We start from the raw sequence: 25,803 nt of genomic DNA on the forward strand, positions 1-25,803 counted from the left end.
TTGTTCTTCACAGAGAGTAAAAAAAGTAAAATGCCTATCACCTATTGCATGATGGGCATTCTCTTCATCAATTATTTATAACCAAGCTAATTCAATTCCACGATCTGATTGATATCTGTCCCTTCCGTATTTTTACCCAGCAGCCTACGGAACATAAATTGGACCATCTTGAATTTGTTGCCGGAATCCCAATACTCGGCAGTTTCAGCTATGATCTTGATGAGAACGAGGTTTGGGTCGTCATACGTCGTTTCAAGTATTTTTTCGTAGGCCGGGTTCCAGAACTCTTTTACCTTCTCTGAACTTTCTACGAGTTCCGCGTTACCACGGATGGAGACGAAAGATTTACCCACAAACGCGACGTTGACTTGTTGGTTGTGAAGCAATTCATGAAACTTGCTAGTATCTTTTTTAGTCAAAAACCATAGGTTGCTGTCGAACTCGACATCCTGGGTCTTCATGGGTCGAGAAACGAGCCCTTTTTCGGATATCGTTGTAAGCATTGCGATGTCAATGTCTTTGATCAGTTCCTGAACCTTCTCAACCGCTTCCTGATTGTCTGAGGTTGGATTCATCTTCAGATTCCTCCTTTCAATGTATAGAGTATAGATTTCATTATTTCCCACGCTAAGCTCAATCAAACACCTCAGCAAGGAAAACTTTCCTGGGTTCTTGAGAAATTAATCAAGCAGTTCAGTGAAAATTTCTTCTGTACTAGGTTAGAGTTAGCAGGAAAGAGGAGCAAAGAAATTATCGTATCCTCTTGGAAGGAAATTGAGTCTTTTCCCAGTGTTGCTTTTAAATACAATTTTGATGAGAACACTTCTTTCAGCAGCATTGAGTATCATTATTTAAGTAAAAATGAATCGATACTTAATAAATTCGAATGTCCTTATCAGCATGAAAGTTCTCAAGGAGATATCCAGTAGATGATATCGTACACACCACTGTCGAGGGACAAGAACATATTCCCATTTCCGATTAGACATGTATCTATTATTATTTTGCCAGTTAACTCATTAAACTAACGGGCAGGTTTGTGGAATAATGGATGACTTCTTCATTAATCGAACATTTGAAGTCCAAAGAAGAGGCCGTAATCATTAACACGACTTCTGCGCTTGGATTCGTTCCGCTAGCAACGAACGCTGTATATTCGGCCACCAAAGCAGCGCTCCATTCCTATACGTTGTCTCAACGTTATTTGCTTAAAGATACAACAGTAAAAGTGTTAAAAATCATTCCACCTGGGGTTCAAACAGAACTCATGACAGATCTCAAAGACAATCCGCTTGCGGGCTTTTTTTACTTCATGGTATTGAGTTTCACAGCCTAAGGATCGAATTAATGATCTGTAGGTGCCTGAGTCATCATATCGTTAACCTGGGTTACAAAGGCTCCTTCATTCGGGCCCTGATTATTACGCATCATTTTTGTTTCTTCTACTAGAATTTCGTCTGCTTCCGTACCGAGTAATGTTATAACTCCTTCAATGAAAGCTTCAAGAGGTATCGGTGCGCGCTGTTTAAGTCTGGATTGAAAGCGTCTGATGCGAAAAGAAGGATTCAACGCATGGTTATCCAGGTAGGTTGCTTTGCGAGAGTGGCTGCCCTGACGCCGAATCCTTCTAATCGTGAGTTGATCGCCTCAGACGTGTACTGGAAGCCTTGATCCGAATGGAGTACAGCTTCCGAAACGTCTCTTTTTTGTGTCCACTGTTCCACCGTATCCAATACGAGCTGGACATCGTTCCGTTTAGATAACTGTCAAGCTACAATCTCGTTATTGAACAAGTCTTGAATCACAGACAGGTAAACGAAAGCGCTCGCATCCGAAATATAGGTAATATCCGTCACCATTTTTTGCTGGGGTGCTGTCGCATGAAATTGGCGCTTCAGGCGATTCGGATAGAGGACAGATGGCGTATAGCTGGACTTCTTCCGCTTCTTGCGAATCACCGATTGGATCGATAGTTCCCGCATGATTCGCCATACTTTCTTGTGATTGTCGTTCAGACCAGCCTCCCACAACGCCGTTCTCATGCGAGGATAACTAAACTCTCGGTTGGTCAAATAAATAGCCATCATGTGTTCTTTGATCTCACGCTCACGGTCTTGTCTAGCGTCTCGCTGCGGCTGTATTGCTCGTCATTTGTAGTAACTGGAACGGGGTATTGCTGTAATGGATAATAGGCGTGTAATGCCATGCAAGGACCGTAGTTCATATAGGATAGCGTAGTTTCCCGCTGGCTCAGCGCTTCTTCTTTACTAGATTTGGATACCTTTTTTTAAATACCCCACCTGTGCTTGGAGATAATCTCGTTCTTCCTCCACGCTGCCAAAGGTTGTACGGGGGCGTCCCTTCAGTAGATTCAGGACACTGTTTTTTCGCTCATTGAACGCTCTCTATTTTCCCACTTTTCACCCACACCTATAGTTGTGAACAGATTCGAATCCCTTCGCTCTCAGAGACCACCTTGTAACTTGAAGTACCTTCGTCATATGATCTAACTGTATTCAATTTAAATTCTTCGGTATACGTCTGAAATGTTTGCCCTTTTATTGCCATGAAAATATCCCCTCCAAGTGTCACTTGAACCCTCATGATAACATGAAGGTTTTTTTAAGTGTCTACTTAAAGGGGATAATACCATACAGCATCCGATCTACGGCTTTTATAAGAACAACCATACATATCATATGAGAAGATCACATTAGAGGCGTTTGCGATGAAGACTCGAAGTGGTCTTCTTTTTGCGTCATATCTTGGTTTCCGTTAGGAAAGGAAAACTGCTGAGCGAGAATCTGTTGCTCTTTAATGAGTAGATCGACTTTATGGTAAAGATGGTCCAATTGTTTGTTGTAATGTTTGTAAGTATAGAATCCAATTACACCCTTAATCGCGAAGAAAATGACAGCTGCCGCAATAATCAATATATAGTTAGAAGCAATATGCCTGATCCAGCTGTTGATTTCACTTATCACGCTAACCTTCCTCTCCCAAGAATACAGATTACTTCTATTCATTGCCTTCGTAATAGGAAAGATTACGTGGAAAATGTTCTCAAATGATTTCTTTCGAAAGAACGACTAAGCATGGCAACATTGTGTTTATTCCTCTTATTCAGTAGAATTATTTTTAATTCATATTTTCCAAAGGAGAGCAAATACGTGCTGGAACTCAGCTTTAACGACCCGGAAAAACTCGTAACTGTAACACACGCCCTGTCGACTCGTTCCCGGATTGACATTCTCCAGCTTTTAAATGCCAACAAATTAAACATTATTGAAATTGCCGAAGCACTTAACTTGCCAGTGTCAACGGTAGCCAACCATATTAAAGTGCTGGAGGCGGCCCATTTAATACATACCGAAATGCTCCCGGCCTCTCGTGGGGCCATGAAGGTTTGCAGCCGCAATTATGATGATATTCATATTGCCCTGAATCATGTGAATTCTTTTCTCACACGGGATACGAATGTCTATGAAGTTCAGATGCCGATCGGACATTACAGCGACTGTGAAGTTGCTCCAACATGCGGCATGGCGAGCATGGAGGACATGATTCTGAAGGAAGACGACCCGGCAAGCTTTTATCACCCCAAACATATTGATGCTCAGATCATCTGGCTGGCAAAAGGATATTTGGAATATTTGCTTCCGATGGATATTCCACAAGGCGCAACGATTGAAGCTTTGGAATTGTCCATGGAAATCTGTTCTGAAGTAGCGACCTATAACAATGACTGGCCGTCGGATATTTCCGTTTGGGTAAATGGTACTGAGATCGGAATGTGGACAAGTCCCGGAGATTTGGGCGACCGCCGGGGGAAACGGAATCCGGCATGGTGGCCAGATGGTTCCACCCAATACGGCATCCTCAAAAAATGGCGTGTGGACTGTAATAATACCATGCTGGACAAGGAGAAAATTTCGGATGTGTCCCTGGCAGATCTTCAACTTGATGATAAACCCAAGTTAAGATTACGCATTGGAATTGATCCGGATGCGAGGCACCAGGGAGGCATGAACCTGTTTGGCAATGAGTTCGGGGATCACGAACAGAACATTATTATGCAGGTAAGGTATACGATGAATGCGGGTGAAAAGGATGCGAGATATGCGAAATAATGGTACTCCATTTATCGTGAGTATCGAGCGTTTTAAACCGAATTTGTTTCAACTGGAACAGGGTGAAGGTCTATTCAAGTCCCATTCACATGCTTATGATGAGCTGACACTTATACTGGAAGGAGAAGGGTATTACAGTTCACCGGAGCAGAATGTCAAAGTGGTTGCGGGTGACCTCATTATGATCCCGCCAGGGTTGTATCACGGTTATGTGTGTACCGAGCCATGGCAGGGTATTTCCGTACATTATTACCATGACCACCTGCCCGTGCATTGTCGATATCTTTTTAATGAGCAGGACCATTACAGAAATCGCATTCAGCTTGCCCATCTAAATCAAGACAGTCTTCGCTGGGCAGATATCAGTTTAGCTGAATTGGAGAAGGAGTGGAGGTCTGAAGACAAGCAGAGTGTTGACTCCAGTCATTTAATACGTCTGGCGCTGGAGACTACACTGCTACTGTTCCAGCGAAATTGCTCACTTGAAGCTCCCCATGCTGTGAACGATCCAACGGGTCAAGGCATTATTCAGGAAGTGTTGAAAGAAATCCATTCATCTTACTACACGCCGATTACGGTTAGTGAATTGGCCTCTCGACATTTTCTGTCGGAAAGCAATCTGCGGAAGAAATTTACGGAAACGGTTGGGGTTTCTCCGAAGCAATACATTATTAATCTTCGTCTAATGGAAGCCAAACGGTTGTTACAACAAACCAACAAGGCAGTTGAAATGATATCTTCGGAAGTAGGGTTCACTTCGTCCAGCAGATTTTATGATTATTTTGTCAGATCTGTTGGGGTTACCCCACTGGAATGGCGGATGCAGAACCTTCAATAAAGCTTCCACAGGAAAACCGTCTGCGGACGGTTTTTTTCGACCGACGATATCGCTTGAAGGTTGTCTTTTTTTTCACCCTGATTTAAGCGTTTTCACAATTGTGTGTAAATGAATCCTGCCAGATAATAGAAAATAGCACGACATTGAAGGGAGAGAGCAGAGATGACGAACAGGACAACTTTTTGTAATCCGGTGGCACTGCAATCCGCAGACCCTTGGGTCTATAGGCACTCCGATGGTAATTATTATTTTATGCGTACACGCTCTAATTACCTGGAGCTGATTCAGTCCTCGCGATTATCGCAAATTGACGAAGGGATTCGGAAAATCATTTGGACACCGGAGCCTGGCGGGCGTTACAGTTATCATTTGTGGGCACCGGAAATCCATTTTTTGAATGGGAAATGGTACATTTACTATACCGCCAATGATGGGGGAGGGGACGATTCACGGCGGATTTGTGTGCTGGAGAATGAAAGTCCGAATCCCATGGACGGCGATTGGGTGTGGAAGGGGTCACTGGACACTCCTGTCCCCGGTTTGGATGGTACCGTGCTGAAACTGGATGGTCAGCTCTATTTTCTGTATGCTGGCTACGGTCATTTTCCGGACTATGGCTCAGCGATCTATATCATGCGGATGTCTAATCCTTACAGGCTGACAGGTGACCATGTGCTGTTAACAGCGCCTACCCTATCTTGGGAAAAGCAGGGTGGAATGGCCATTAATGAAGGCCCGGTTACGCTGCATCGTAATGGACGAGTTTTTCTGATCTTCTCCGCAAGCACAACCTGGTCGGAAGACTATGCACTTGGCATGCTGACCATGAATGAAGAAGATGATCCGATGCTGGCCTCGTCCTGGACCAAGTCCCCGCAACCTGTTTTTCGGAAGAATACGGCGAATGGTGTATATGCCACGGGGCACAACAGCTTTACAACCTCACCAGATGGCCTGGAGGATTGGATCGTATATCATGCCCTTCCTGCACCAGGTGCAGATACCGGTTTACGGGCAACACGCATTCAAAAATTTGAATGGAACACGGATGGAACACCTGATTTCGGTGTACCTTTCAGTGATGATCATGCGCTTCAACTTCCATCGGGAGAGTAAATCAGAAGAAGCGAGAATGATGTATTGGTATGTCTTTAGTTACAATTATTTTGTAACTAAAGACGAAGGAAATTAATGCTTTGGTGAAAACGCATGCGTTCATCAGGTGCATAAAGCAATGTTTTGTATTGGTTTTAAAGTGAATGAATATCGCATAAAAGCAGTAATTTGACGATGTGTTCCAGTGAGTTATCTGAGTACGCCATGCTGCTTGATGGAAAAGGAAGCAAGAATTACTACTATTTTTTGTTACAAAAAAGTAAATTGAAAGCGTTGACATCTAATTATTATGTAACTATACTTTGATTCGAATACAGAAAATAACAAATCAGATCAATATCGTTCTGGGGAGAATTTCAAATTCGTAGCGGGGGATGAATATGGTGAAATTCACAAAGCGGCTATACAGTCTGTTATTGGTATCGGTGCTTATGCTTTCTACTGCAGCATGCAGTAGCGGAAATGATGCGGGAGAAGCAGTATCGCAGGAGAAAGAGGTTGCCAAAGAGAGGAATAACGTCACATTTGAGGATATAAGTCAGGACATTCGCGGCAACAAAAATCCAACACCGGAGCAGGCAGACGAAGTCAATCAAACGTTAAATGACACCTACTTGGGGGATCTGTACGAAGAAACCATCCCGAACGATTACTCAGCGTATCCCTATAAGAAAGATGTCACGCTGGACGTTTGGATGCCAGCCAATCCCAATATCCCCGATATGAACAAACATGCCGTGCAAAAGCAGGTAGAGCAGCTAACCGGAATCAAGGTCAACTTCATCACACCACCCGTGGGGCAGGAGGCAGATGCCTTTACCTTGATGATTTCGTCTGGGGAGCTGCCCGATATCATTATCAATCCTGAACGATATCCGGGAGGTCTTGAAGCCGGTTTGAATGACGGAGCTTATCAGGATCTCACCGACTTGATGGAGACCCATGCTCCCAACTATTCAGCATGGCGGAACTCTGATGAGACGAGAAGAAAAACGACCGTTACCGATAGCGGTAAACTGCTCGGTTTTTACGGAATTGCACCGTATTCCGAATGGACTTGGTTCGGTACGTTAATCAAGAAGGAAGCACTGGAAAAGACGGGATTGGAAGTACCGACCACGATTGAGGAATGGCACACCTTTTTGACAAAAAGCAAGGAAGTTGGATTTGCTGAACCGCTGAATTACGGATCTTCTTATGGTCAGGTCTTTACGGGCATTATTAACGGCGCATACGGCGTATGGGACTGGACATTCCTCGATGCAAATGGAAAGGTCGCCTGGGGCCCTGCGCAACCAAAAGCCAAGGAATACCTGACAACGATGCAGCAGTGGAACAAAGAGGGCTTGCTTAATCGGGATTGGGCCACCGCAGACTTTAACCAAAGGATGGCAAGCGCAATCTCGGACAAAACCGCAGTCATGATGGATTCACCCGATACCATGTGGAGTTACTGGAAGCAGCAGAACGATATCGATTTTGTTGGCGCACTTAATCCTGTCCTGAACAAAGGCGATAAATCAGCAACAACCTACAAGAACTTCAAACGAACAGGGACCACAGCGGCAATTACCACGCAATGTGATGACGTGGAAGCCGCAATGGCTTGGCTTGATTTTAACTACAGCAAAAAAGGCTGGGAAATTCTCAATTACGGCGAATATGGAACAGTTCATTTGATTGATGAGAATGGAAAACCATACTTCCCAGAAGACAGCTACATTTACAAAGACCCTGAGGGCCAGCCTGTTGCGACGACTTTGTTGAAGTACCGCATGCACTCCTGGCCAGCCATTCGTGACGAGCATAATTCCAATCCACTAATTGTGGCCAAAGGCAGCTACTCCGGAAACATTCGGAAAGAGTGGACAGAGAACATGGATACGAGCATGGCGATGCCGCCAATCACGTTTACTCAGGAAGAAGCATCACGAGAAGCTGAATTGGGCAACCAGTTGTCCACGCTGCGGGGTGAGTATTTTGCCAAAATCATCATGGGCGAACTTCAGGTTGATGCATATGACAAGTTTCTAACCGATGCCAAAAAGATGGGGCTGGATGAATTCCTGAGTATCCATCAGGCAGCGCTGGATCGGTATAACCAAAGGTAGCATGAATTTCTGAGCAGTGAGCAGTTAGAAATGAGGTGCCTATGAGATGCTGACTGTACGAAAAAACAGGGAGCTGCGCAGTGGGATGATCAACCCCAAGCGCAAAAATACCGGTCAAATCATCAAAAAGGATTTTAAAAAGAACTGGTTTGCCTACATGCTGGCGATCCCGGTGATCGCTTGGTTTCTCGTCTTTTGTTACGGACCGATGTGGGGCGTGCTGATTGCCTTTAAGGATTTCAAGCCGCTTCTTGGCTTCGCAGATAGCCAGTGGGTTGGGTTCAAACATTTTATAGAATTTTTCCAGGGTCCTTATTTCTGGAGAGTGGTCAAGAACACGCTGCTGTTAAATGTGTGGGGCATTGTATTTGGTTTTACGGCCCCGATCCTATTGGCATTAATGCTGAATGAAGCCCGGAACAGCAGATTCAAAAAAGTCGTACAGACCATTACCTACATGCCTCACTTCATTTCACTCGTCGTTGTCTGCGGCATGATTCATATCTTTACTGCTGATGAAGGTATTATTACCCAGGTATTGCAGTTCATCACAGGCAAGGAATACAGTTCACTGCTGGGGTACTCCTCCATGTTCAGGACCATTTATATCTTTTCGGGAATCTGGCAGAGTATCGGGTGGGAGAGCATCATTTATCTGGCTGCGATGAGTACGATCGATCCTACGTTGTACGAAGCAGCGGATATGGACGGCGTAGGGAGAATCAAAAAGATGTGGCATATTACGTTGCCCCAAATCAGCCCGGTGATCGTCATTCTGTTCATATTTGCAATCGGCGGCCTGATGGCATCCGGTTACGAGAAAATTATCCTTCTATATAATCCGTTGACCTATGATACCGCCGATGTCATTGCATCTTACGTATATCGAAGAGGGTTAAGGGAAGCAAGTCTGAGCTATTCCACAGCTGTTGGACTGTTGAGCGCAATCATCAATTTCGCTTTGCTTTGGGCGACGAACCGAATTGCCAAACGCCACTCTGAGGTCAGCTTATGGTAGGGAGGGGTAAACTGAAATGAAATATCGCAAAACGATGGGCAACCGAATGTTTGACATCTTCAATTATTCGCTGCTGACCCTGTTGACGCTGGCCTGTCTATATCCCATTTTGCATATTGTGTTTGCTTCCTTTAGTGATCCGGCTCGATTAGTGGCGCATAAGGGACTTCTACTTAAACCACTGGGCTTCACTTTGGATGGATATAAGCTGATTTTTAAGGATAACAGTCTCCTGGTGGGTTATAAAAACACGTTAATTTACGTGGGTCTAGGCACTTTTATCAATATGGTCATGACCATTATGGGAGCTTTTGTCTTGTCCAGACGTGATTTGTATTTTAAAAATGCGATCATGATTGTCATCACAATTACGATGTTCTTTGGAGGCGGACTGATTCCGTGGTTCCTTTTAATGAAAGATATTGGCCTGTTCAACAATCTGTGGGCGATGATTCTGCCTACGGCGCTGAGTACGTGGAACATCATCATTCTGAGGACCGGCTTTCAGGCGATTCCGCTGGAACTGGAAGAGGCAGCGACCATTGATGGGGCGAGTCAGGCACGAATACTGATGTATGTGATTTTGCCACTATCCAAAGCCACCCTGGCGGTCATTTTCCTCTATTATCTGGTTGGCAACTGGAATTCCTGGTTTAATGCCATGGTGCTGCTGCAGGACCGGGACAAATTTCCGCTGCAGCTGTTAATGAAAGAAATTCTGGTAGCAAATGACTCCACTGCAACTACCATGGGTAGTGCAAGCGGAGTAGTGATTGATAGTGCTGGCAGTTCAACCGCTTATCGGGAACTGGTCAAATATTGCACCATTGTTGTGTCCACCATTCCAATACTGATGGTATACCCTTTCCTGCAAAAGTACTTTGTCAAAGGAGTATACATCGGTTCAATCAAAGGCTAATAGGAGTGATTTACGTATGAATAAAGACAAGATGACATTGACACAACTGACACCACGCCCGGAATACCCTCGCCCTCAATGGGTACGAAGCAATTGGATCAATCTGAATGGATCCTGGCAATTTGAGATGGATCATGGCAAAAGTGGAAAAGAGCGCGGTTATGAGCAGCCCGAACATCCCCTGTCTGGAACAATCATTGTTCCGTTCTGTCCAGAGAGTAAGCTGTCCGGTGTGGCCTATACCGATTTTATGGCAGCTGTATGGTACAAAAGAGAATTCTCGATCCCGGATACCTGGATGAATGGACGCATATTGCTTCATTTTGGGGCTGTTGATTACGAAGCCGAGATCTGGGTCAATGGAAAAGCCGTTGGAAGGCACCGGGGAGGTTATTCGTCATTTCACTTTGATATCACATCCCATGTGTCGTCGGGAACAAATGTCGTCACGGTGTATGCGGAAGACGATGTGCGTTCCGGGCTTCAGCCGCGAGGCAAACAGAGCGAACGATTCCATTCGCACGGCTGCGATTACACGCGGACAACCGGCATCTGGCAAACGGTGTGGCTGGAGCAGGTGCCGGAGGTGTATCTGTCCGACATGAAAGTCGCCGCTGATCCGGATAATGCATGCGTGCACCTGGACGTGCAAATAGGGGGTAACGCTGCTGGAGGGGAACTGGCTGCAACTGCCCGCTTTGACGGTAAGGATGTGGGATCGGTAACGGCCGTTGTTCATGGACCTGTTGTAAAGCTTACTATTCCATTATCCGAAATCCACTTATGGGAGCCGGGGAACGCCAAACTGTATGACTTGGAACTGAATCTGGATGGGCAGAATCAGACGAGCGATACGGTTACATCGTATTTCGGACTGCGGACAGTGAGGCTGGACGGCATGGCATTCCGAATCAATGAAAAGTCCGTTTTTCAACGGCTTGTGCTGGATCAGGGTTTTTACCCGGATGGCATCTACACGGCACCAAGTGACGAGGATCTGCGCAAGGACATCGAGATCTCCATGGAGCTTGGCTTTAATGGCGCGAGATTGCATGAAAAGATGTTTGAGCCACGTTTCCTGTATTGGGCGGATCAGCTTGGATATCTGGTATGGGGAGAACATGCCAACTGGGGACAGGATATCACAACGACCGAAAGTCTCGCGCGGTTCCTGCCGGAATGGATGGAAGGCATGGAACGTGACTTCAATCATCCATCACTTGTCGGGTGGTGTCCGTTCAATGAAACGTGGGATCGTAATGGAACCCGGCAGGATGACGACGTGCTCCGAATTGTCTATGAGATGACTAAACGTATGGACCCGACACGTCCGGTCATTGATACCAGCGGCAACTTTCATGTGGTAACGGATATCTTTGATTTGCATGACTATGATCAGAACCCGGAAACGTTCCGAGCCAGATATGAACCGATGAAAAGCGGCGGGGAAGTGTTCAATACCTTTCCGGAACGACAGACATATGAAGGGCAGCCTTATTTTATTAGCGAGTATGGTGGTATCTGGTGGAATCCGGATCAGCATGATGAGAAAGCTTGGGGTTATGGAGACAGACCGCAATCCGAAGAAGCTTTCATTGCACGTTATGAGGGATTAACCAATGTTCTGCTGGACCATCCGAAGATGTTCGGTTTTTGTTATACTCAGCTCTATGATGTGGAACAGGAAGTGAATGGACTGTACACGTATGACCGCCGTCCCAAATTCGACCCGGAAACGATTCGTCGCATCAATTCCCGCAAGGCTGCAATAGAAGATTGAACATTAAAGGTTGGTTGCGTGCATGATCCATCATCCGATAAGGAGCGTGACTATAGATGAAGATAATAAATTACAGGAACAAATTGTTGCTGGCCTTGTGTGCATTTCTTATTTTTCCCATGGGACAGACGATGCATGCAGCTACCGTTCAGAATAACTTCTATAATGTTGTGATGCAGGATGGAGCAGATCCATGGGTTTACAAGCACACAGACGGATTTTATTATTTTACGAAAACAACCGGTGGTAACGTTACCATCTGGAAGTCAGCTCAATTAACAACCATTGATGCGGCTCCAACCACAGTGGTGAATACCGGCTGCTGCGGCATCTGGGCACCTGAGCTTCATTACATCAACGGTGCATGGTACATCTATTATGCCAAGGATGATGGAGACAACGTCAATCATCGCATGTATGTGATGGAAAATACATCAGCTGATCCCACACAGGGGACTTGGCAATACAAAGGGCAGATCACCGACCCCACCAACAAGTGGGCCATTGACGGGACAGTATTACAGGTAAACGGACAGCTCTACTTCATCTGGTCGGGCTGGGAAGGGGATACGAATGTAAGGCAGAATCTATACATTGCCCACATGAGCAATCCTTGGACCATTGATTCGAATCGTGTAGAAATAGCACGACCAACCTACGCCTGGGAAACCAATCATTCCCCAAATGTAAATGAAGGACCGCAGGTGATCGTACGAAACGGTGTGATTAGTCTTGTGTATTCGGCAAGTGGCAGCTGGACCAATGACTATTGTCTTGGGCTTATTACCGCCAGTGCCTCAAGTAATCTGCTGAATCCGGCATCATGGAGAAAGCGCAGTCAACCTATCTTTCAATCCGGCAACGGCTTGTATGGTCCGGGCCATCATTCCTTTACAAAATCGCCTGATGGAACTGAGGACTGGATCATGTACCACACAGCGAAATTCAATAATTCCGGATGGAACCGTGAGATCCGCTTGCAGAAGTTCACCTGGAATGCTGACAATACCCCGAATCTGGGTGCACCGGTGAATCCCAATGCCCCTATTGACCTGCCTTCGGGAGAAAAATCAATCGTTCGATATGAGGGTGAAGAGGGAATCTTTGGGGGAATCGCTTACGCATCTCAAAGTCCTTCCGGTTCTGGCGGTATGAAAGCGGGCCATATGGATACGGCGGACAGCTATGTTGAATTTAACGTCAATGCAGCAACTGCAGGCCCATATATTCTCCTGGCAAGGACCGCGAATGGCACCACAGGCGGCAACTGGTCCAACCTTCTGTTGAGTGTGAATGGAGGTACAGCCAGCCCTTTCTACATTACGAACAAGGGATGGGAGAATTGGGGCCTGTCTACAGCGAGAGTTCAGCTCAAGGCTGGTGTAAACAAAATCCGCTTTTCCAAAGGGGAAGGGTATGGTGAACTGGACTTTTTTGATATCAAACCTGCCAATTAGAAAATGATACACAGATCCGAACCCTGCTGGTGTCCATTGGGACGCTGGCAGGGTTTTGTGATTTTGAAGTTGAAAACAAACTTTCGTTTCCATTCATATTCAGTTCATAAAAGTACGTTATTCTTCCCCTATCAACGATATGGGAGGAACCACAATTGACAAACATACAGCAAAGAACAACAGGTAATGAACTTGGAGATTGGGCCATTGAAGCAGAGGGGCTTGTAAAAATATTTGGAGATAAGCGTGCAGTGGATGGTGTAAATCTGAACGTGAAGGCAGGTACGATCTACGGCGTGCTTGGTCCGAATGGAGCAGGGAAAACAACAACCATTCGTATGCTGGGTACGCTGCTCCGGCCAGATGGAGGATCGGCCAAAATATTTGGGCATGATGTGGTGAAAGAGTCACATATCGTGCGCCAGCTGATTGGACTTACAGGACAATATGCTTCTGTTGACGAGTCACTTAGTGCCAACGAAAATTTGATGATATTTTCACGACTGTTGGGTCTTGGCCGCACAGAGTCGAAGCGTAAAACGGCTGAACTGCTGGAAGAGTTCGGCTTGACAGATGCGGCGAAACGTCCGATCAAAGGGTTCTCGGGAGGCATGCGCCGCCGTCTGGATCTGGCGGCAAGTCTTATTGCTCAGCCGCCGCTGATCTTTCTGGACGAACCGACGACTGGACTTGACCCACGGACACGTGCACAGATGTGGAATACGATTCGCCAGTTGGTCAAGACTGGTTCAACAGTGCTTCTGACAACGCAATATCTCGATGAAGCGGATCAGCTGGCTGACCGTGTTGCCGTAATCGATCAGGGTCATGTTGTAGCCGAGGGTACGGTGGATGATTTGAAAGCTTCAGTTGGCACGGCGTCACTTCAACTGCGCATTCAGGAACCGACACGGATTGAACACGCTCGTCAGATTGTCGAGCAGATCCTTCGTACAGATTCCAGTGTATCGGCGGAAGCAGGGAAGATTACTGCACCGATGGCCAATGCGAATATTGCAGCAGATCTCCTGATTGCTTTCCGTTCTGCAAACATTGATCTGGCAGAGATGAGTGTCCAGAAACCTACACTTGATGAAGTATTTCTTACCATTACGGGCCAAGATGCGATTGGCAAAGCGTCTCATACGTCTCAAGAAACAAAAGCAGTGGAGGAGTTGCAAGTATGAACAGTACAATAGCGAAACAAAATCCAAGTCGGAAGCTGAGAAAATACACAAGCGTAGGGCAAACCGTCCGGAATTCCTTAACGATGGCTTATCGTGGGATATTGAAGGTTAGACGCACACCAGAGCAATTATTCGATGTTACCCTACAGCCGATCATTTTCACATTGATGTTTACGTACATTTTTGGCGGTGCGGTCTCGGGAAATATTCAAGCTTACTTGCTGGTCATTATTCCGGGTATACTTGTGCAGACGGTAATTACAAGCTCAGTCGTTACGGGTGTGCAATTGCGTGAAGATATGGATAAAGGGGTCTTCGACCGATTCAAATCATTGCCAATAGCACGTATTGCTCCGCTGGCCGGTGCATTGCTGGCAGACACCATCCGCTATACCATCGCAACATTCCTTACCTTTGCGATCGGCTATTTATTGGGATATAGCCCTGCAGGTGGATTAGGTCATGTTGCCATGGCAGGACTGCTGGTTATTGTATGCGCTTGGGCGATCAGTTGGATTTTTGCTTTTCTCGGTGTTATTGCGCGTACAGCGTCCAGTGTGCAAGGGATTTCCATGCTCGTGCTGTTTCCGCTGACTTTTGCTTCGAATGCTTTCGTTCCGGTAGATACGATGCCAAATTGGCTTCAGTGGGTTGTTAATGCTAATCCAATATCCCATTTGGTCTCTGCTGTCCGGGATTTGGCGAATCAAGGAACAGTCGGCACAGATCTGGTAACGAGCCTTGCTGGAGCTGTGGTTATTGTAGCTGTTTTTGCACCGTTGACAGTCCGTGCATATATGCGCAGAACGTAATTGAAAATGATGAATTTTTGCTGAAAAGTGTTGGACGTCAGGAAAGAGACGTTATGCCTTCATGGTTTAAGGTCTCCTTCTTGACAGAATGTGGAGTATAAGACAAGGTTGAAAAATGGAGGTGGTCACATTGACAAGCATATTGGTCGTTGATGACGACCCGCATATCCGAGAGCTGGTAGGACACTTTTTACAGCAGGAGGGTTTGCACGTAATCGAGGCTGTTGATGGCCTGGATGCTCTGCGATTACTTGCTGAGCATAAGGTTGAGCTGGTCGTTCTCGATATTATGATGCCAGGCATGGACGGATGGGAGCTGTGTCGTCAGTTACGGCAGCAGACAGATCTGCCGCTCCTGATGTTAACGGCAAAAGGGGAAACCTCGCAAATCATCAAAGGATTTACGCTTGGGACGGATGATTATCTGGTGAAGCCTTTTGATCCGCTGGTGCTGGTTGCACGTGTGAAAGCTTTATTGAAACGATACCGTATCATGACTTCACAAGTAATACTGCTAGGTGAACTTGTTTTGCGTCGTGATACGTATGAGTGCAAGCAGGGAGATCAGGATATCGTTTTGCCACGCAAGGAATTTGAACTACTGTTTACTCTTGCAAGTTATCCTGGCAAGACCTTTACCCGTGATCAGTTAATCGAAAAGATCTGGGGTTATGATTATGAAGGGGATGAGAGGACGATTGATGTGCATATCAAACGACTTCGTGAACGATTTCCGGAGGAAGAGCATGCTTTCGTCATTCGTACCATGCGAGGTTTGGGCTATCGTCTGGAGGTAAGGCAATGAAGAGGCAGGAGCCTGGATTTCTTCATATTGCCAGAAACGTCATTCTGGTATCTCTGGCCCTGTTTTCCTGCTGGACAGCGTCTTTCTACCTTACGAGATATGTATATTCCTTTATCCCATGGGAACCGCATGAATTGCTTTCTTTTCTGATTAATGCCATGCTGGGATTCATTTTCTTTGGAATTTGCATTACAATCATAGGTCCGCTGGTTAAAGGCAGGCAGTACGAATTTTTTAATGAGATGATTCTGGCATTGAAAAGCATTTCCCGGGGCGATTTTCGTGTAAATCTAGACGCTGAATTTGCCAATAGAAATGGGAGACAGAGAAATCCCCACCCGTTTGTGCAGTTGGTTGAGAGCATCAATGATATGGCAGCAAATCTCAAAGTGATGGAAGATCTTCGTCAGGAATTCATCTCCAATGTATCACATGAGATCGGATCACCGCTCACGTCAATCAGCGGGTTCGCCAGAGCGTTGAAAAATAAAGATATGGACCAGGAGACGCGGGAAAAGTATCTGACGATTATTGAGACGGAATGTGTTCGTTTGTCCAGACTCAGTGATAATTTGATGAAGCTCGCCGTTCTGGATTCATCCGAGCATGCATCTCATAAAACAACATACCGATTGGACCGGCAGCTGGTGACTCTGGTTCTGGCCTGTGAACCCCAATGGGATGACAAGAAAATTGATATGAATGTAGAGCTGGAAGAAGTTGAAATCTTTGCTGATGAGGACTTGATGATTCAATTGTGGATCAATCTGATTCATAATGCAATCAAGTTCACACCAGAAGGTGGGAAAATTGATGTTTTCCTTACACAGACAGAAGGCAAAATCAGTGTACAAATTACTGACAGTGGACCTGGCATCACCAAGCAGGATCAGCTTCGCATATTTGAACGCTTCTACAAAGCGGATCAATCCCGTACACGTGCCTTGGGCGGCAGTGGGCTGGGCCTTTCCATCGTTCATAAAATTGTGGAGATGCATGAGGGCACTGTTTCCGTGTTCAGTGAACCGGGAGAAGGTGCAACATTTACAGTACAACTGCCGGTCCTTTCAGCCTAAAAGAATGCCATAAAGGGTAATCGATGGACGTTGGTCTGTCAATTACCCTTTTTATTTCAATTCATTAGGCTATTTTGGTACAAAATAAGATCATGATCATTTACAGCCAAAGTATACTAAAGCACAACTGCTGATTAATGATCTGAAATTAAGCTCTTCGGGTGAGATTGAGATGTTCTATTCTCCCCATAATGAATATATCAATCCTTCCGCAAAAGTCATGCTTGTGGGCATCACACCAGGGTGGCAGCAGATGGAGATTGCTTATAGAACGGCCATCCAAGCTTTGAAAGAACATCATTCATATGAGCAAGCCTGTAAAGAAGCCAAAATGGCTGCAAGAATGGCCGGGTCCATGCGTACCAACTTGCTTCAAATGCTTCAGGAAATAGGCTTGAATGAATATGTAAGAGTTCCTCATGTGCAAAGGCTATTTGAAACAGATTGTACCTGGTTACATACAACTTCCTTAATTCGATATCCAATCTTGGTAAATAAACAAAATTACAATGGACACCAGCCTTCCATTCTTAAAAATACATTTTTATACCAAGTCGTACTTGAGTCTTTTCTGCCTGAATTGGAACAGTTGAAGCATCCTCTTATTATTCCGTTAGGAAAGTCGGTGGAGGCTGTACTTCATCAATTGCTTGATGAACATCGGATAGATAATGGGAAAATTTTATGGGGATTCCCTCATCCATCTGGTGCCAATGGCTCTCGTGTGAAACAGTTTCTTCATAATAAGGCGGAGATGCAGAACATGCTGAGGGAATGGCGTGATTAAATTTCTTACAGAATCCCCGAACGAGAAAGCCCAATTCTTTACATTTGGGATGAAAGTGAGGTGGGATACGGAGTATCACTATTGTGATGCTTCAAGTATCCGAAATAGTCTGCGTTCTTAATTTTTTTAGCTTGTTTCAATTTATCTATTAAACTGATACAATATAGATATGAATGAATATAGAAGAACAAACACAACCGTATCTTTGTTGAACTATCATTTTGTGTTCTGCCCACGATACAGGAGAAAGATATTTCTCAAATTTGAGGTAGAACAGCGCTTCAAGGAACTGGTGCATGAGGTATGTGCAGAGCTTAAAATTGTGATTTTTGCCATGGAGTGCGACAAAGACCATACACATATGTTTCTCAATGCACTTCCAACCTTAAGCCCTGCTGAGATCATGGCAAAAATAAAAGGAGTCACATCCAAAAAACTACGAGAAGAGTTTCCCCACCTTCTGCATTTGCCCAGTTTGTGGACACGTTCCTATTTTGTTTCTACCGCTGGACATGTATCAAGTGAGACCATCAAGCGTTATGTTGAACAACAAAAGACAAGGGGGTGAAGTATATGTCTCAGACCATAACGGTTAAGGTAAAGCTGCTGCCGACGAAAGAGCAGATCCAACTATTGCAACAAAGTAGTCATGAATATATCCGAGTTGTGAATACACTCGTGGCCGAGATGGTAGAAGAAAAGAAAAGGTTGAAGAAGACAACAAAAGACATTCCTGCTAATCTACCAAGTGCAGTAAAAAATCAAGCGATTAAAGATGCGAATAGTGTATTCTCTACCAAAGTTAAGAAAAGTAAATACGCAATCATACCGATCCTAAAGAAACCGATTTGCGTATGGAATAACCAAAACTATTCTCTTGACTTCACGCACATTTCCATTCCATTCATGGTAGAGGGAAAATCTAAGCGTATAAAAATTCGTGCATTGTTCATAGGCAGGGACCATCGAAACGTTGACCTTTTGAAGCATAAACTGGGTACGCTCCGTGTCACGAAAAGCTCAGGTAAGTGGGTAGCCCAAATTGCTGTCACCATGCCAACAACTGAAAAAACGGGTATGCGGATTTTGGGCGTTGATTTAGGGCTGAAAGTCCCTGCCGTAGCCATCACAGATAATGATCACGTTCGCTTCTTTGGGAATGGGCGAGAAAACAAATACAAGAAACGGAAGTTTCGTAGTGTTCGTCAAAAGCTAGGAAAACAAAAGAAAGTGAACGCTATTCGCAAGTTAGATGATAAAGAACAACGATGGATGAAAGACAAAGACCACAAAGTCAGCCGTGAAATCGTTCATTTCGCAGTCGAAAAGAAGACTTCTGTCATTCGCTTAGAGCAACTAACGAATATTAGGCAGACGACAAGAACAAGTCGTAAAAACGAAAAGAATCTACACACATGGTCATTCTACCGTTTGGCACACTTCATTGAATACAAAGCAAATATGGCAGGGATCAAAGTGGAATATGTGAACCCTGCATATTCAAGTCAAACCTGTCCAGAATGTTCAAAAAAGAACAAGGCGCAAAATAGAAGATATACGTGTCCATGTGGATTCAAGAAACATCGTGATATCGTTGGGGCGATGAATATTCGCTACGCAACTGTGATTGGCGGTAACAGTCAATCAGCCTAGGATGCTATATGCACTGTCTTAGGAGGGGTAATGGCATACCCTAATCTTAGCATCTGTCCAAAGCAGAAATGAAATGAGGACGTTAAGCTTAGCTAAGAATCCCAATCACTTTAGTGATCTTGCCCCTTTAGGGGTGGGAGTGTCAAAAATCCAATAATAGTATAAAGATTACGACTACATGACATGGAAACAGGAAAAGAGGAAACAAATGCCTACAATACTGGTTGCTGACGATGATCCGAACATTCGGGAACTCGTCTGTTTATTTTTGAGAAATGACGGATTCGAAACGGCTGAAGCTGCGGATGGCAAGGAAGCGCTGACCGTTTACAGCTCATCACATGTCGATCTTGTCGTGCTTGATATTATGATGCCTGTTATGGACGGCTGGGCATTATGCAAGGAACTCCGCAGAGCCAATCCGGATCTCCCGTTACTCATGCTGACGGCGAGAGGAGAGACTTGGGAGAAGGTGAAAGGGTTCGAATTGGGTACGGATGATTATTTGACAAAACCGTTTGATCCATTGGAGCTTACCGCACGTGTCCGAGCATTGCTGAAACGATATAAGATTGGCTCCACACACACAATCCAGTTTGGCAACGTCATTCTGGATCGTCAGACGTATAAGGTGACGAGAGGTACAGAATCGCTTACTTTGCCATTGAAGGAGTTCGAATTGCTGTATAAGCTTGCTGGAACACCTGGCCAAGTCTATACACGTGAGCAGTTAATTGATCAGATATGGGGTATTGATTACGCCGGAGATGATCGAACGGTAGACGTACATATCAAGCGCCTGCGCGAACGATTCGCGACGACACCTGATTTTCGGATTGAAACGGTGCGTGGGCTAGGATACAGACTTGAGGTTTATGAATGATCAGATCATTATACATTCGTGTGGTGCTCACCTTTCTGATCTCTGTCATCGCTGGTACAGTTATTTCTTTTTTTATGTCAACCTGGATATTCGAAGATAAATTGAACGAAAATGCCCGAATTAACATACGCAACTTTGGCCAAGACGTAGTGCAGATATATAAGACGATGCCTCTGGATGAAGCAGAATTATTCGTTAGCAGAATGAAACAGCTTGATTCATATCATATTCGAATTTATGATGCAACGGGCAAACTCCAGACTTATGGGAAGCTTAATGGACATAAATCAGCTGCTGTATCGATGGAGCAACTCAAAAAAGTGTTAAATGGAGGGGTTGTTCAAGACACACCCAAGGGGATCGCTACCGTTCTTTTGGGGCTACCGATCAAGACGGAAATGGGCACAAAAGCGATGTTTTTGGAAACACTCGCACCGCCCTCCGCCTCTTTTGTAGTCCAGTTTGGCTTAATCTTTGCAAGCTGTTCGTTGATTGCAGGAAGTCTGCTGATTCTGATTGCTTCTGTATACCTGGTGAGACCAATCAAGAAATTGACCAAAGCGACCAAACGGATTGCAGCTGGAGATTTCAATGTCAAGCTGAACATCACGCAAAAGACTGAAATAGGTACGTTGGCTCGCAGTTTTGAAGAGATGATGCACGATCTGCAGCAGTTGGAGCAGATGCGCAGGGAATTCGTTACAAATGTTTCGCACGAGGTTCAGTCTCCGCTCACCTCGATATCCGGTTACGCTTCAGCTCTGAAGCAAGTAAACCTCTCAGAACGCGAGCGGAACCGTTATCTGGATATTATTATTGCTGAAGCCAAGCGAATGTCCAAAATGAGCGACAGCCTGCTCAAGCTGAGTTTGCTTGAATCGCAGTCACAGCAACTTCGGCTCAATACCTTAAGTCTGGATGAACAGATCCGTCGGGTTATCGTGGCACTCCAGCCGCAATGGTCTGCGCGCAATATTCATTTCGAGCTTGATTTGGAGAACGTGAAGGTAATGGCTGATCACGATCAGTTAAATCAGGTATGGACGAACATCCTGGGAAACAGCATCAAGTTTTCCAATGATGGCGGTATGATTAAAGTCAGTATCGAAGAGGATATCAAAAATGTGACTATCCGAATGTCCGACACGGGCATCGGTATTCCCCTTGAAGACCAGAAGCGTATATTCGAGCGCTTTTTCAAGGCGGATCGTTCCCACAGTCGTAAATATGACGGCAGTGGTATGGGACTTGCTATCGTTAAACAGATCGTATCGCTTCATCAGGGTGACATCCGAGTGGAAAGTGAACCTGGTCAAGGGACGACCTTTATCATCACGTTACCCATCCATCCACCAACGGATAGTTAGGCTCGCAGGATAGGCCAATAACTAAAATTTCCATCGGATAATTCAAAACCGAATTTTCATACCATGTATAACATGCAAGTTTCCTTGCATGTTATACATGGTTTTTTTGCTTGTTCATATTCCGTTCATATTCCGGTCACGGAGAGTACATCTTTGTTGGTTAGGCTTGCATTAACGGCCTCTTAGGCCAATACACAGATGAGGATTGGAGCAGATGAATGTGAATCAACAAGCAGACAAAGAAGTACAGAGTAAAAGCAAAACAAAGAAAGTGTTAAGCATTTTGTTTAAAGTGCTTGCCGCAATCCTTATAGCAATCTTACTTTTTGTAGCTACCGTATATATCGTTAATAAAATCAGTAGTTATTCGGAGCAAAAAAGAATGGAGCCGTATGGTCAACATGTATCCGTAGATGGGAAAAATATGAATGTGTTCATTCAAGGCGAAGGCGAGGAAACGATTGTGCTTCTGCCGGGTTTTGGAACAGCGTCACCTGCACTTGATTTTAAGCCACTCATTTCAGAATTATCTCCCGATTATAAAGTCGTCGTGGTTGAACCTTTTGGTTATGGATTGAGTGATCAGACCGAAAAGGAACGCAGTACAGCAAATATCGTCAGTGAAATTCATGAAGCGTTACAGAGTCTACATATTGATCGTTATATCTTGATGGGTCATTCCATCTCGGGGATCTATAGTCTGGATTATGTGAACAAATATGCAGATGAAATAAGTGCATATGTTGGGTTGGATACCAGTGTTCCAGCGATTAGTGAACAGAAGGTTGAAGCATCAGAAATCGTACCGATTAAATGGTATCGTAACTTGGGTTTCCCACGTTTGCAATTGAAAATGAGTGATGATCCATATGCTGGTCTACCGTATGATGAACAAACCAAGGAACAATTGAACATTTTGATACAAAAGAACATGTTTAATTCAACTCAGTTAAACGAGATTGTAAGCATGTATTCCAATTTTAAAGCAGCTGAACAGTTAACGTTCCCAGTCGATCTCCCGGTTCTTTTCTTTGTTCAAAAGAATCATCCTGCAGTGGACAATTGGGTTCCCGAACACGAGAAGTTAATAGACAACTCTGCGCGTGGTGAAATGGTGCTGCTGGAAGCAAATCATTATCTATACCGTTCCCATGCCAAAGAAATCGCTGAAAAATTTAGGGGTTTTATGGGAGGAATTCAATAACTCCATGATGTACAAGCTCCTTGCCCGTAACATAACATCATAACATTTCCTTACTTGTTCATATTCAGTTCATATTGTCGTCACGAGGAGTACATCTTCATTGGATAAGATTTCATTGACGGCAGTGAAGCAAGCCCAATAAGCAGTTCAAGATAGGAGAAGATGAGAGTGACACAACCAGAGGAAAAGAAAGCGAAGAATGGATCAAGGGCCAAGAAAGTACGAAACATTATACTTAAAATACTAGGAGCAATCGTAATCGCTATTATTCTGTTTCTAGGTATTGTTTATATCACGAATGTGATCAGTTCCAATTCAGAGGCGAAAAAGATCGAGCCCTACGGTCAGCATGTATCTGTAGACGGGAAAAATATGAATGTGCTCATTCAAGGTGAAGGCAAGGAAACAATCGTGCTTCTGCCTGGTTATGGAACAGCAACTCCAGTGCTTGATTTCAAGTTGCTTATTGATCAATTATCACCATATTACAAAGTTGTTGCTGTTGAGCCATTCGGTTATGGATTAAGTGACGAAACTGAAAAAGAAAGAACCACGGAGAATGTCGTAAGTGAAATTCATGAAGCTCTGCAACAACTTGATATTCAGCAGTACATGCTCATGGGTCACTCCATTGCGGGTATTTACGGCATTGATTATGTGAACAAATATCCGGATGAGGTAACTGCCTTTGTCGGTATTGATAGCAGTGTATCCACCCAACCAAGTATTACAGATGCAAAGTTCCCATTAAAAACGTTTGCTTTTCTCAGAAATACAGGTCTCTTAAGATTAATGATGAAAGTGGGTGCAGACCCCTATGAGGGACTTGCATTCGATGAACAGACGGTTGAGCAGATGAAGATGATCTCGAATAAAAACATGTACAATCCCACCTCATTAAACGAGATGGACCATATTAATACCAATTTTAAAGGAGCTCAAGGTTTAAGCTTCCCTAAAGATCTTCCACTTCTTCTCTTTGTACAAGCGAATAATGAAGGGGTAGAAGGATGGATCCCATTGCATGAAGGGCAGATCAAAGATTCGGTACATGGGAAAGTAATTACAATGGATGGTTCACATTATTTACATCATACTCAATTCAAAAAAATTGCTGAAGACGTTAGAGCTTTTATAAACGAAGCAAAATAAATATCTAATTCGGACGATGTCCGTGATGAAAGAGAGAGGCATTCAAAATGAGATTATTTGAGATACTTTTAGTTCTATCCTGCTTCGCTTTACTCGTAGACCTACTATTTATTAAAAGAAGTGCAAAGAAAACAGGCCTAGGTATAGGCATAGGAAGCAGTGTCATACTCGTAGCTCATTTATTGGTTGAGGGATACAGATGGCAGTTGCTTTTGGTATATATCATGACGGCTCTATTCATAATCATCGTTTTACTCCGGCATTCCGAAAAAATGGTGAATCTAAAAATAGGAAAGGTGTTGAAGTATAGTTTATCTTCCCTAATCGTCATTCTGCTTGTTGCTTCTACCCTTTTGTCCGTATACTTACCTGTCTTTGATTTGCCGAAGCCGGAGGGTCCAGAGAAAGTAGGTACTCAAACCTTCCATTTTACAGATCAGAACAGAGATGAAATCTTGACTGATGATCAAAGTGATAAGAGGGAATTAATGGTTCAAGTATGGTACCCAACTGAAAATATTAATAACAAGAAGCGTGACACGCTGTTTCCAAATAATAAAGAAATGTTCAAAACGTATATTCAGAGCTTCTCTGCTTCTTTGAAACTGCCTGAATTTGTGCTCGACTACTGGAAGTATAGTCATAGCAACTCTTATGAAAATGTAGAAATATTACCTTCTACTAGTCCTTATCCTGTGGTGCTGTTATCTCATGGTATGGGAACCAGTAGAGTTCTACAAGCATCACAGGCGGAGAATCTGGCTAGTCATGGGTTTATCGTAGTGACAATCGATCATACGTACAGCACGTTTGCTACCCTTTTTCCTGATGGCCGTGTAACGGGTTATACAACAAAGATGACAACCATAGATGACCGCAGAGAAGTTGGCGATATATGGACAAAAGACGTGGAGTTTGTAATTGATCAAATTGAAAAGCTGAATTCAGGTGCAATTGAAAGTCAGTTTAAAGGAAAAATCGATGTAGATAACATCGGTGCAATGGGGCATTCTTTTGGGGGTGCAACGGCGTTTAATGCAACGTATTTAGATCATCGAATCAAGGCCGGGGTTAATATGGATGGGTCACTGAATGAAGTAGAAGATAGAGATGATATAAACAAGCCGTTTATGTTTATCAGATCGGGAAATTTTGAAGACTGGTTAGCCAATTTTGAAAAGGATAGAAATTCGGATGACGAAGTAACTAAATTTCTTTCAGATGAGCTGCACATTATGAAAAATGTTATTGAACATGGGGGAAATGTGATTTATATAGAAGGAACCCAGCACTTCAATTTCACGGATCTTCAATTTTATTCAGAACTGATTAAACTGTCCGGGATCACAGGAGAGATCAATGGTAAAAGAGGATCAGACATCGTAAATCAATATGTCCTCGATTTCTTTAAAAAGCAGCTGAAAGGAACCGGTGGAAACCTGATACAGGGGCCGAGCGACATCTACCCAGAGGTGAAATTTGTAGATCCGAAAGAACTCTAATTTAAA

25 protein-coding genes are annotated in these 25,803 nt (G+C 44.3%); 21 read left to right on the plus strand and 4 right to left on the minus strand.

The window, feature by feature from the left end; genetic code table 11:
- Window positions 1-86: 86 nt before the first annotated feature.
- A complete protein-coding gene (locus MHB49_RS15265; protein WP_405156714.1) occupies window positions 87-575 on the minus strand; it encodes a pyridoxamine 5'-phosphate oxidase family protein in 489 nt (162 codons plus the stop codon).
- Window positions 576-1,051: 476 nt separating this feature from the next.
- Between MHB49_RS15265 and MHB49_RS15270 the strand changes: the two genes are divergently transcribed.
- Window positions 1,052-1,336 (plus strand): SDR family NAD(P)-dependent oxidoreductase, encoded by a 285-nt coding sequence (locus MHB49_RS15270; RefSeq protein ID WP_405156715.1) that lies wholly within the window; start codon window positions 1,052-1,054, stop codon window positions 1,334-1,336.
- Between the two features lie 8 nt (window positions 1,337-1,344).
- Here MHB49_RS15270 and MHB49_RS15275 read toward each other — a convergent pair whose 3' ends face one another.
- From MHB49_RS15275 to MHB49_RS15285, 3 genes are all read right to left on the minus strand, one after another.
- Entirely contained in the window at window positions 1,345-1,569 is a 225-nt protein-coding gene (locus tag MHB49_RS15275) for a hypothetical protein (protein WP_405156716.1), read from the minus strand.
- 197 nt (window positions 1,570-1,766) lie between these two features.
- The gene (locus tag MHB49_RS15280) at window positions 1,767-2,141 is read right to left on the minus strand and encodes an IS3 family transposase (protein WP_405157146.1); all 375 of its coding nucleotides are present in this window, start codon (window positions 2,139-2,141) and stop codon (window positions 1,767-1,769) included.
- A 567-nt stretch (window positions 2,142-2,708) separates the two neighbouring features.
- The gene (locus MHB49_RS15285) at window positions 2,709-2,984 is read right to left on the minus strand and encodes a hypothetical protein (RefSeq protein ID WP_405156717.1); all 276 of its coding nucleotides are present in this window, start codon (window positions 2,982-2,984) and stop codon (window positions 2,709-2,711) included.
- A gap of 186 nt (window positions 2,985-3,170) precedes the next feature.
- On the opposite strand from MHB49_RS15285, the gene MHB49_RS15290 reads away from it, so the two are divergent.
- The 20 genes from MHB49_RS15290 (at window position 3,171) to MHB49_RS15385 (ending at window position 25,797) form a co-directional block, all read left to right on the plus strand.
- On the plus strand, window positions 3,171-4,130 hold the full coding sequence (locus MHB49_RS15290; RefSeq protein WP_247902683.1) for a transcriptional regulator: 960 nt from the start codon (window positions 3,171-3,173) through the stop codon (window positions 4,128-4,130).
- Window positions 4,120-4,968, plus strand: coding sequence for a helix-turn-helix domain-containing protein (locus tag MHB49_RS15295; protein ID WP_405156718.1), 849 nt, complete (start codon window positions 4,120-4,122; stop codon window positions 4,966-4,968). The genes MHB49_RS15290 and MHB49_RS15295 overlap by 11 nt, the downstream gene beginning before the upstream one ends.
- Window positions 4,969-5,130: 162 nt before the next feature.
- Window positions 5,131-6,084: a family 43 glycosylhydrolase gene (locus MHB49_RS15300; RefSeq protein WP_405156719.1), complete on the plus strand. Its 954-nt coding sequence runs from the start codon at window positions 5,131-5,133 to the stop codon at window positions 6,082-6,084.
- 380 nt (window positions 6,085-6,464) lie between these two features.
- Window positions 6,465-8,195 (plus strand): ABC transporter substrate-binding protein, encoded by a 1,731-nt coding sequence (locus MHB49_RS15305; protein WP_405156720.1) that lies wholly within the window; start codon window positions 6,465-6,467, stop codon window positions 8,193-8,195.
- A gap of 46 nt (window positions 8,196-8,241) precedes the next feature.
- Window positions 8,242-9,213 (plus strand): ABC transporter permease, encoded by a 972-nt coding sequence (locus MHB49_RS15310; protein WP_405156721.1) that lies wholly within the window; start codon window positions 8,242-8,244, stop codon window positions 9,211-9,213.
- Window positions 9,214-9,229: 16 nt separating this feature from the next.
- A complete protein-coding gene (locus tag MHB49_RS15315) occupies window positions 9,230-10,132 on the plus strand; it encodes a carbohydrate ABC transporter permease (RefSeq protein WP_247902688.1) in 903 nt (300 codons plus the stop codon).
- A 16-nt stretch (window positions 10,133-10,148) separates the two neighbouring features.
- On the plus strand, window positions 10,149-11,912 hold the full coding sequence (locus MHB49_RS15320) for a glycoside hydrolase family 2 protein (RefSeq protein WP_405156722.1): 1,764 nt from the start codon (window positions 10,149-10,151) through the stop codon (window positions 11,910-11,912).
- Between the two features lie 56 nt (window positions 11,913-11,968).
- On the plus strand, window positions 11,969-13,369 hold the full coding sequence (locus MHB49_RS15325; protein WP_405156723.1) for a family 43 glycosylhydrolase: 1,401 nt from the start codon (window positions 11,969-11,971) through the stop codon (window positions 13,367-13,369).
- Window positions 13,370-13,524: 155 nt separating this feature from the next.
- A complete protein-coding gene (locus MHB49_RS15330) occupies window positions 13,525-14,556 on the plus strand; it encodes an ATP-binding cassette domain-containing protein (RefSeq protein ID WP_405156724.1) in 1,032 nt (343 codons plus the stop codon).
- Complete coding sequence (locus MHB49_RS15335; protein ID WP_247902691.1) at window positions 14,553-15,368, plus strand: ABC transporter permease; 816 nt, start codon at window positions 14,553-14,555, stop codon at window positions 15,366-15,368. The genes MHB49_RS15330 and MHB49_RS15335 overlap by 4 nt, the downstream gene beginning before the upstream one ends.
- Before the next feature lie 130 nt (window positions 15,369-15,498).
- Window positions 15,499-16,173, plus strand: coding sequence for a response regulator transcription factor (locus tag MHB49_RS15340; protein ID WP_405156725.1), 675 nt, complete (start codon window positions 15,499-15,501; stop codon window positions 16,171-16,173).
- Window positions 16,170-17,249 carry a sensor histidine kinase gene (locus MHB49_RS15345; protein WP_405156726.1) on the plus strand — a complete coding sequence of 360 codons (1,080 nt, stop codon included), beginning with the start codon at window positions 16,170-16,172 and terminating at the stop codon, window positions 17,247-17,249. The genes MHB49_RS15340 and MHB49_RS15345 overlap by 4 nt, the downstream gene beginning before the upstream one ends.
- Before the next feature lie 172 nt (window positions 17,250-17,421).
- Window positions 17,422-18,036 carry a hypothetical protein gene (locus MHB49_RS15350; RefSeq protein ID WP_405156727.1) on the plus strand — a complete coding sequence of 205 codons (615 nt, stop codon included), beginning with the start codon at window positions 17,422-17,424 and terminating at the stop codon, window positions 18,034-18,036.
- Between the two features lie 169 nt (window positions 18,037-18,205).
- A complete protein-coding gene (gene tnpA, locus MHB49_RS15355) occupies window positions 18,206-18,604 on the plus strand; it encodes an IS200/IS605 family transposase (RefSeq protein ID WP_405156728.1) in 399 nt (132 codons plus the stop codon).
- A gap of 5 nt (window positions 18,605-18,609) precedes the next feature.
- Entirely contained in the window at window positions 18,610-19,689 is a 1,080-nt protein-coding gene (locus MHB49_RS15360) for an RNA-guided endonuclease InsQ/TnpB family protein (RefSeq protein ID WP_405156729.1), read from the plus strand.
- A gap of 208 nt (window positions 19,690-19,897) precedes the next feature.
- Window positions 19,898-20,572 carry a response regulator transcription factor gene (locus tag MHB49_RS15365; protein ID WP_405156730.1) on the plus strand — a complete coding sequence of 225 codons (675 nt, stop codon included), beginning with the start codon at window positions 19,898-19,900 and terminating at the stop codon, window positions 20,570-20,572.
- The gene (locus MHB49_RS15370) at window positions 20,569-21,939 is read left to right on the plus strand and encodes a sensor histidine kinase (protein ID WP_405156731.1); all 1,371 of its coding nucleotides are present in this window, start codon (window positions 20,569-20,571) and stop codon (window positions 21,937-21,939) included. The genes MHB49_RS15365 and MHB49_RS15370 overlap by 4 nt, the downstream gene beginning before the upstream one ends.
- A gap of 214 nt (window positions 21,940-22,153) precedes the next feature.
- Complete coding sequence (locus tag MHB49_RS15375) at window positions 22,154-23,143, plus strand: alpha/beta fold hydrolase (RefSeq protein ID WP_405156732.1); 990 nt, start codon at window positions 22,154-22,156, stop codon at window positions 23,141-23,143.
- A 168-nt stretch (window positions 23,144-23,311) separates the two neighbouring features.
- Complete coding sequence (locus MHB49_RS15380; RefSeq protein WP_405156733.1) at window positions 23,312-24,295, plus strand: alpha/beta fold hydrolase; 984 nt, start codon at window positions 23,312-23,314, stop codon at window positions 24,293-24,295.
- 47 nt (window positions 24,296-24,342) lie between these two features.
- Window positions 24,343-25,797, plus strand: coding sequence for an alpha/beta hydrolase family protein (locus MHB49_RS15385; protein WP_405156734.1), 1,455 nt, complete (start codon window positions 24,343-24,345; stop codon window positions 25,795-25,797).
- Window positions 25,798-25,803 lie beyond the last annotated feature (6 nt).

The organism is Paenibacillus sp. FSL K6-0108, assembly GCF_045040695.1.
Classification (GTDB): Bacteria; Bacillota; Bacilli; order Paenibacillales; family Paenibacillaceae; genus Paenibacillus; species Paenibacillus pabuli_B.

Coding starts and splice junctions, on each gene's coding strand:
- MHB49_RS15315 (WP_247902688.1), top strand. CDS start 9,230: ATGAAATATCGCAAAACGATGGGCAACCGAATGTTTGACATCTTCAAT.
- MHB49_RS15365 (WP_405156730.1), top strand. CDS start 19,898: ATGCCTACAATACTGGTTGCTGACGATGATCCGAACATTCGGGAACTC.
- MHB49_RS15385 (WP_405156734.1), top strand. CDS start 24,343: ATGAGATTATTTGAGATACTTTTAGTTCTATCCTGCTTCGCTTTACTC.
- MHB49_RS15360 (WP_405156729.1), top strand. CDS start 18,610: ATGTCTCAGACCATAACGGTTAAGGTAAAGCTGCTGCCGACGAAAGAG.
- MHB49_RS15320 (WP_405156722.1), top strand. CDS start 10,149: ATGAATAAAGACAAGATGACATTGACACAACTGACACCACGCCCGGAA.
- MHB49_RS15310 (WP_405156721.1), top strand. CDS start 8,242: ATGCTGACTGTACGAAAAAACAGGGAGCTGCGCAGTGGGATGATCAAC.
- MHB49_RS15370 (WP_405156731.1), top strand. CDS start 20,569: ATGATCAGATCATTATACATTCGTGTGGTGCTCACCTTTCTGATCTCT.
- MHB49_RS15270 (WP_405156715.1), top strand. CDS start 1,052: ATGACTTCTTCATTAATCGAACATTTGAAGTCCAAAGAAGAGGCCGTA.
- MHB49_RS15335 (WP_247902691.1), top strand. CDS start 14,553: ATGAACAGTACAATAGCGAAACAAAATCCAAGTCGGAAGCTGAGAAAA.
- MHB49_RS15300 (WP_405156719.1), top strand. CDS start 5,131: ATGACGAACAGGACAACTTTTTGTAATCCGGTGGCACTGCAATCCGCA.
- MHB49_RS15375 (WP_405156732.1), top strand. CDS start 22,154: ATGAATGTGAATCAACAAGCAGACAAAGAAGTACAGAGTAAAAGCAAA.
- MHB49_RS15295 (WP_405156718.1), top strand. CDS start 4,120: ATGCGAAATAATGGTACTCCATTTATCGTGAGTATCGAGCGTTTTAAA.
- tnpA (WP_405156728.1), top strand. CDS start 18,206: ATGAATGAATATAGAAGAACAAACACAACCGTATCTTTGTTGAACTAT.
- MHB49_RS15345 (WP_405156726.1), top strand. CDS start 16,170: ATGAAGAGGCAGGAGCCTGGATTTCTTCATATTGCCAGAAACGTCATT.
- MHB49_RS15305 (WP_405156720.1), top strand. CDS start 6,465: ATGGTGAAATTCACAAAGCGGCTATACAGTCTGTTATTGGTATCGGTG.
- MHB49_RS15350 (WP_405156727.1), top strand. CDS start 17,422: ATGTTCTATTCTCCCCATAATGAATATATCAATCCTTCCGCAAAAGTC.
- MHB49_RS15265 (WP_405156714.1), bottom strand. CDS start 575: ATGAATCCAACCTCAGACAATCAGGAAGCGGTTGAGAAGGTTCAGGAA.
- MHB49_RS15325 (WP_405156723.1), top strand. CDS start 11,969: ATGAAGATAATAAATTACAGGAACAAATTGTTGCTGGCCTTGTGTGCA.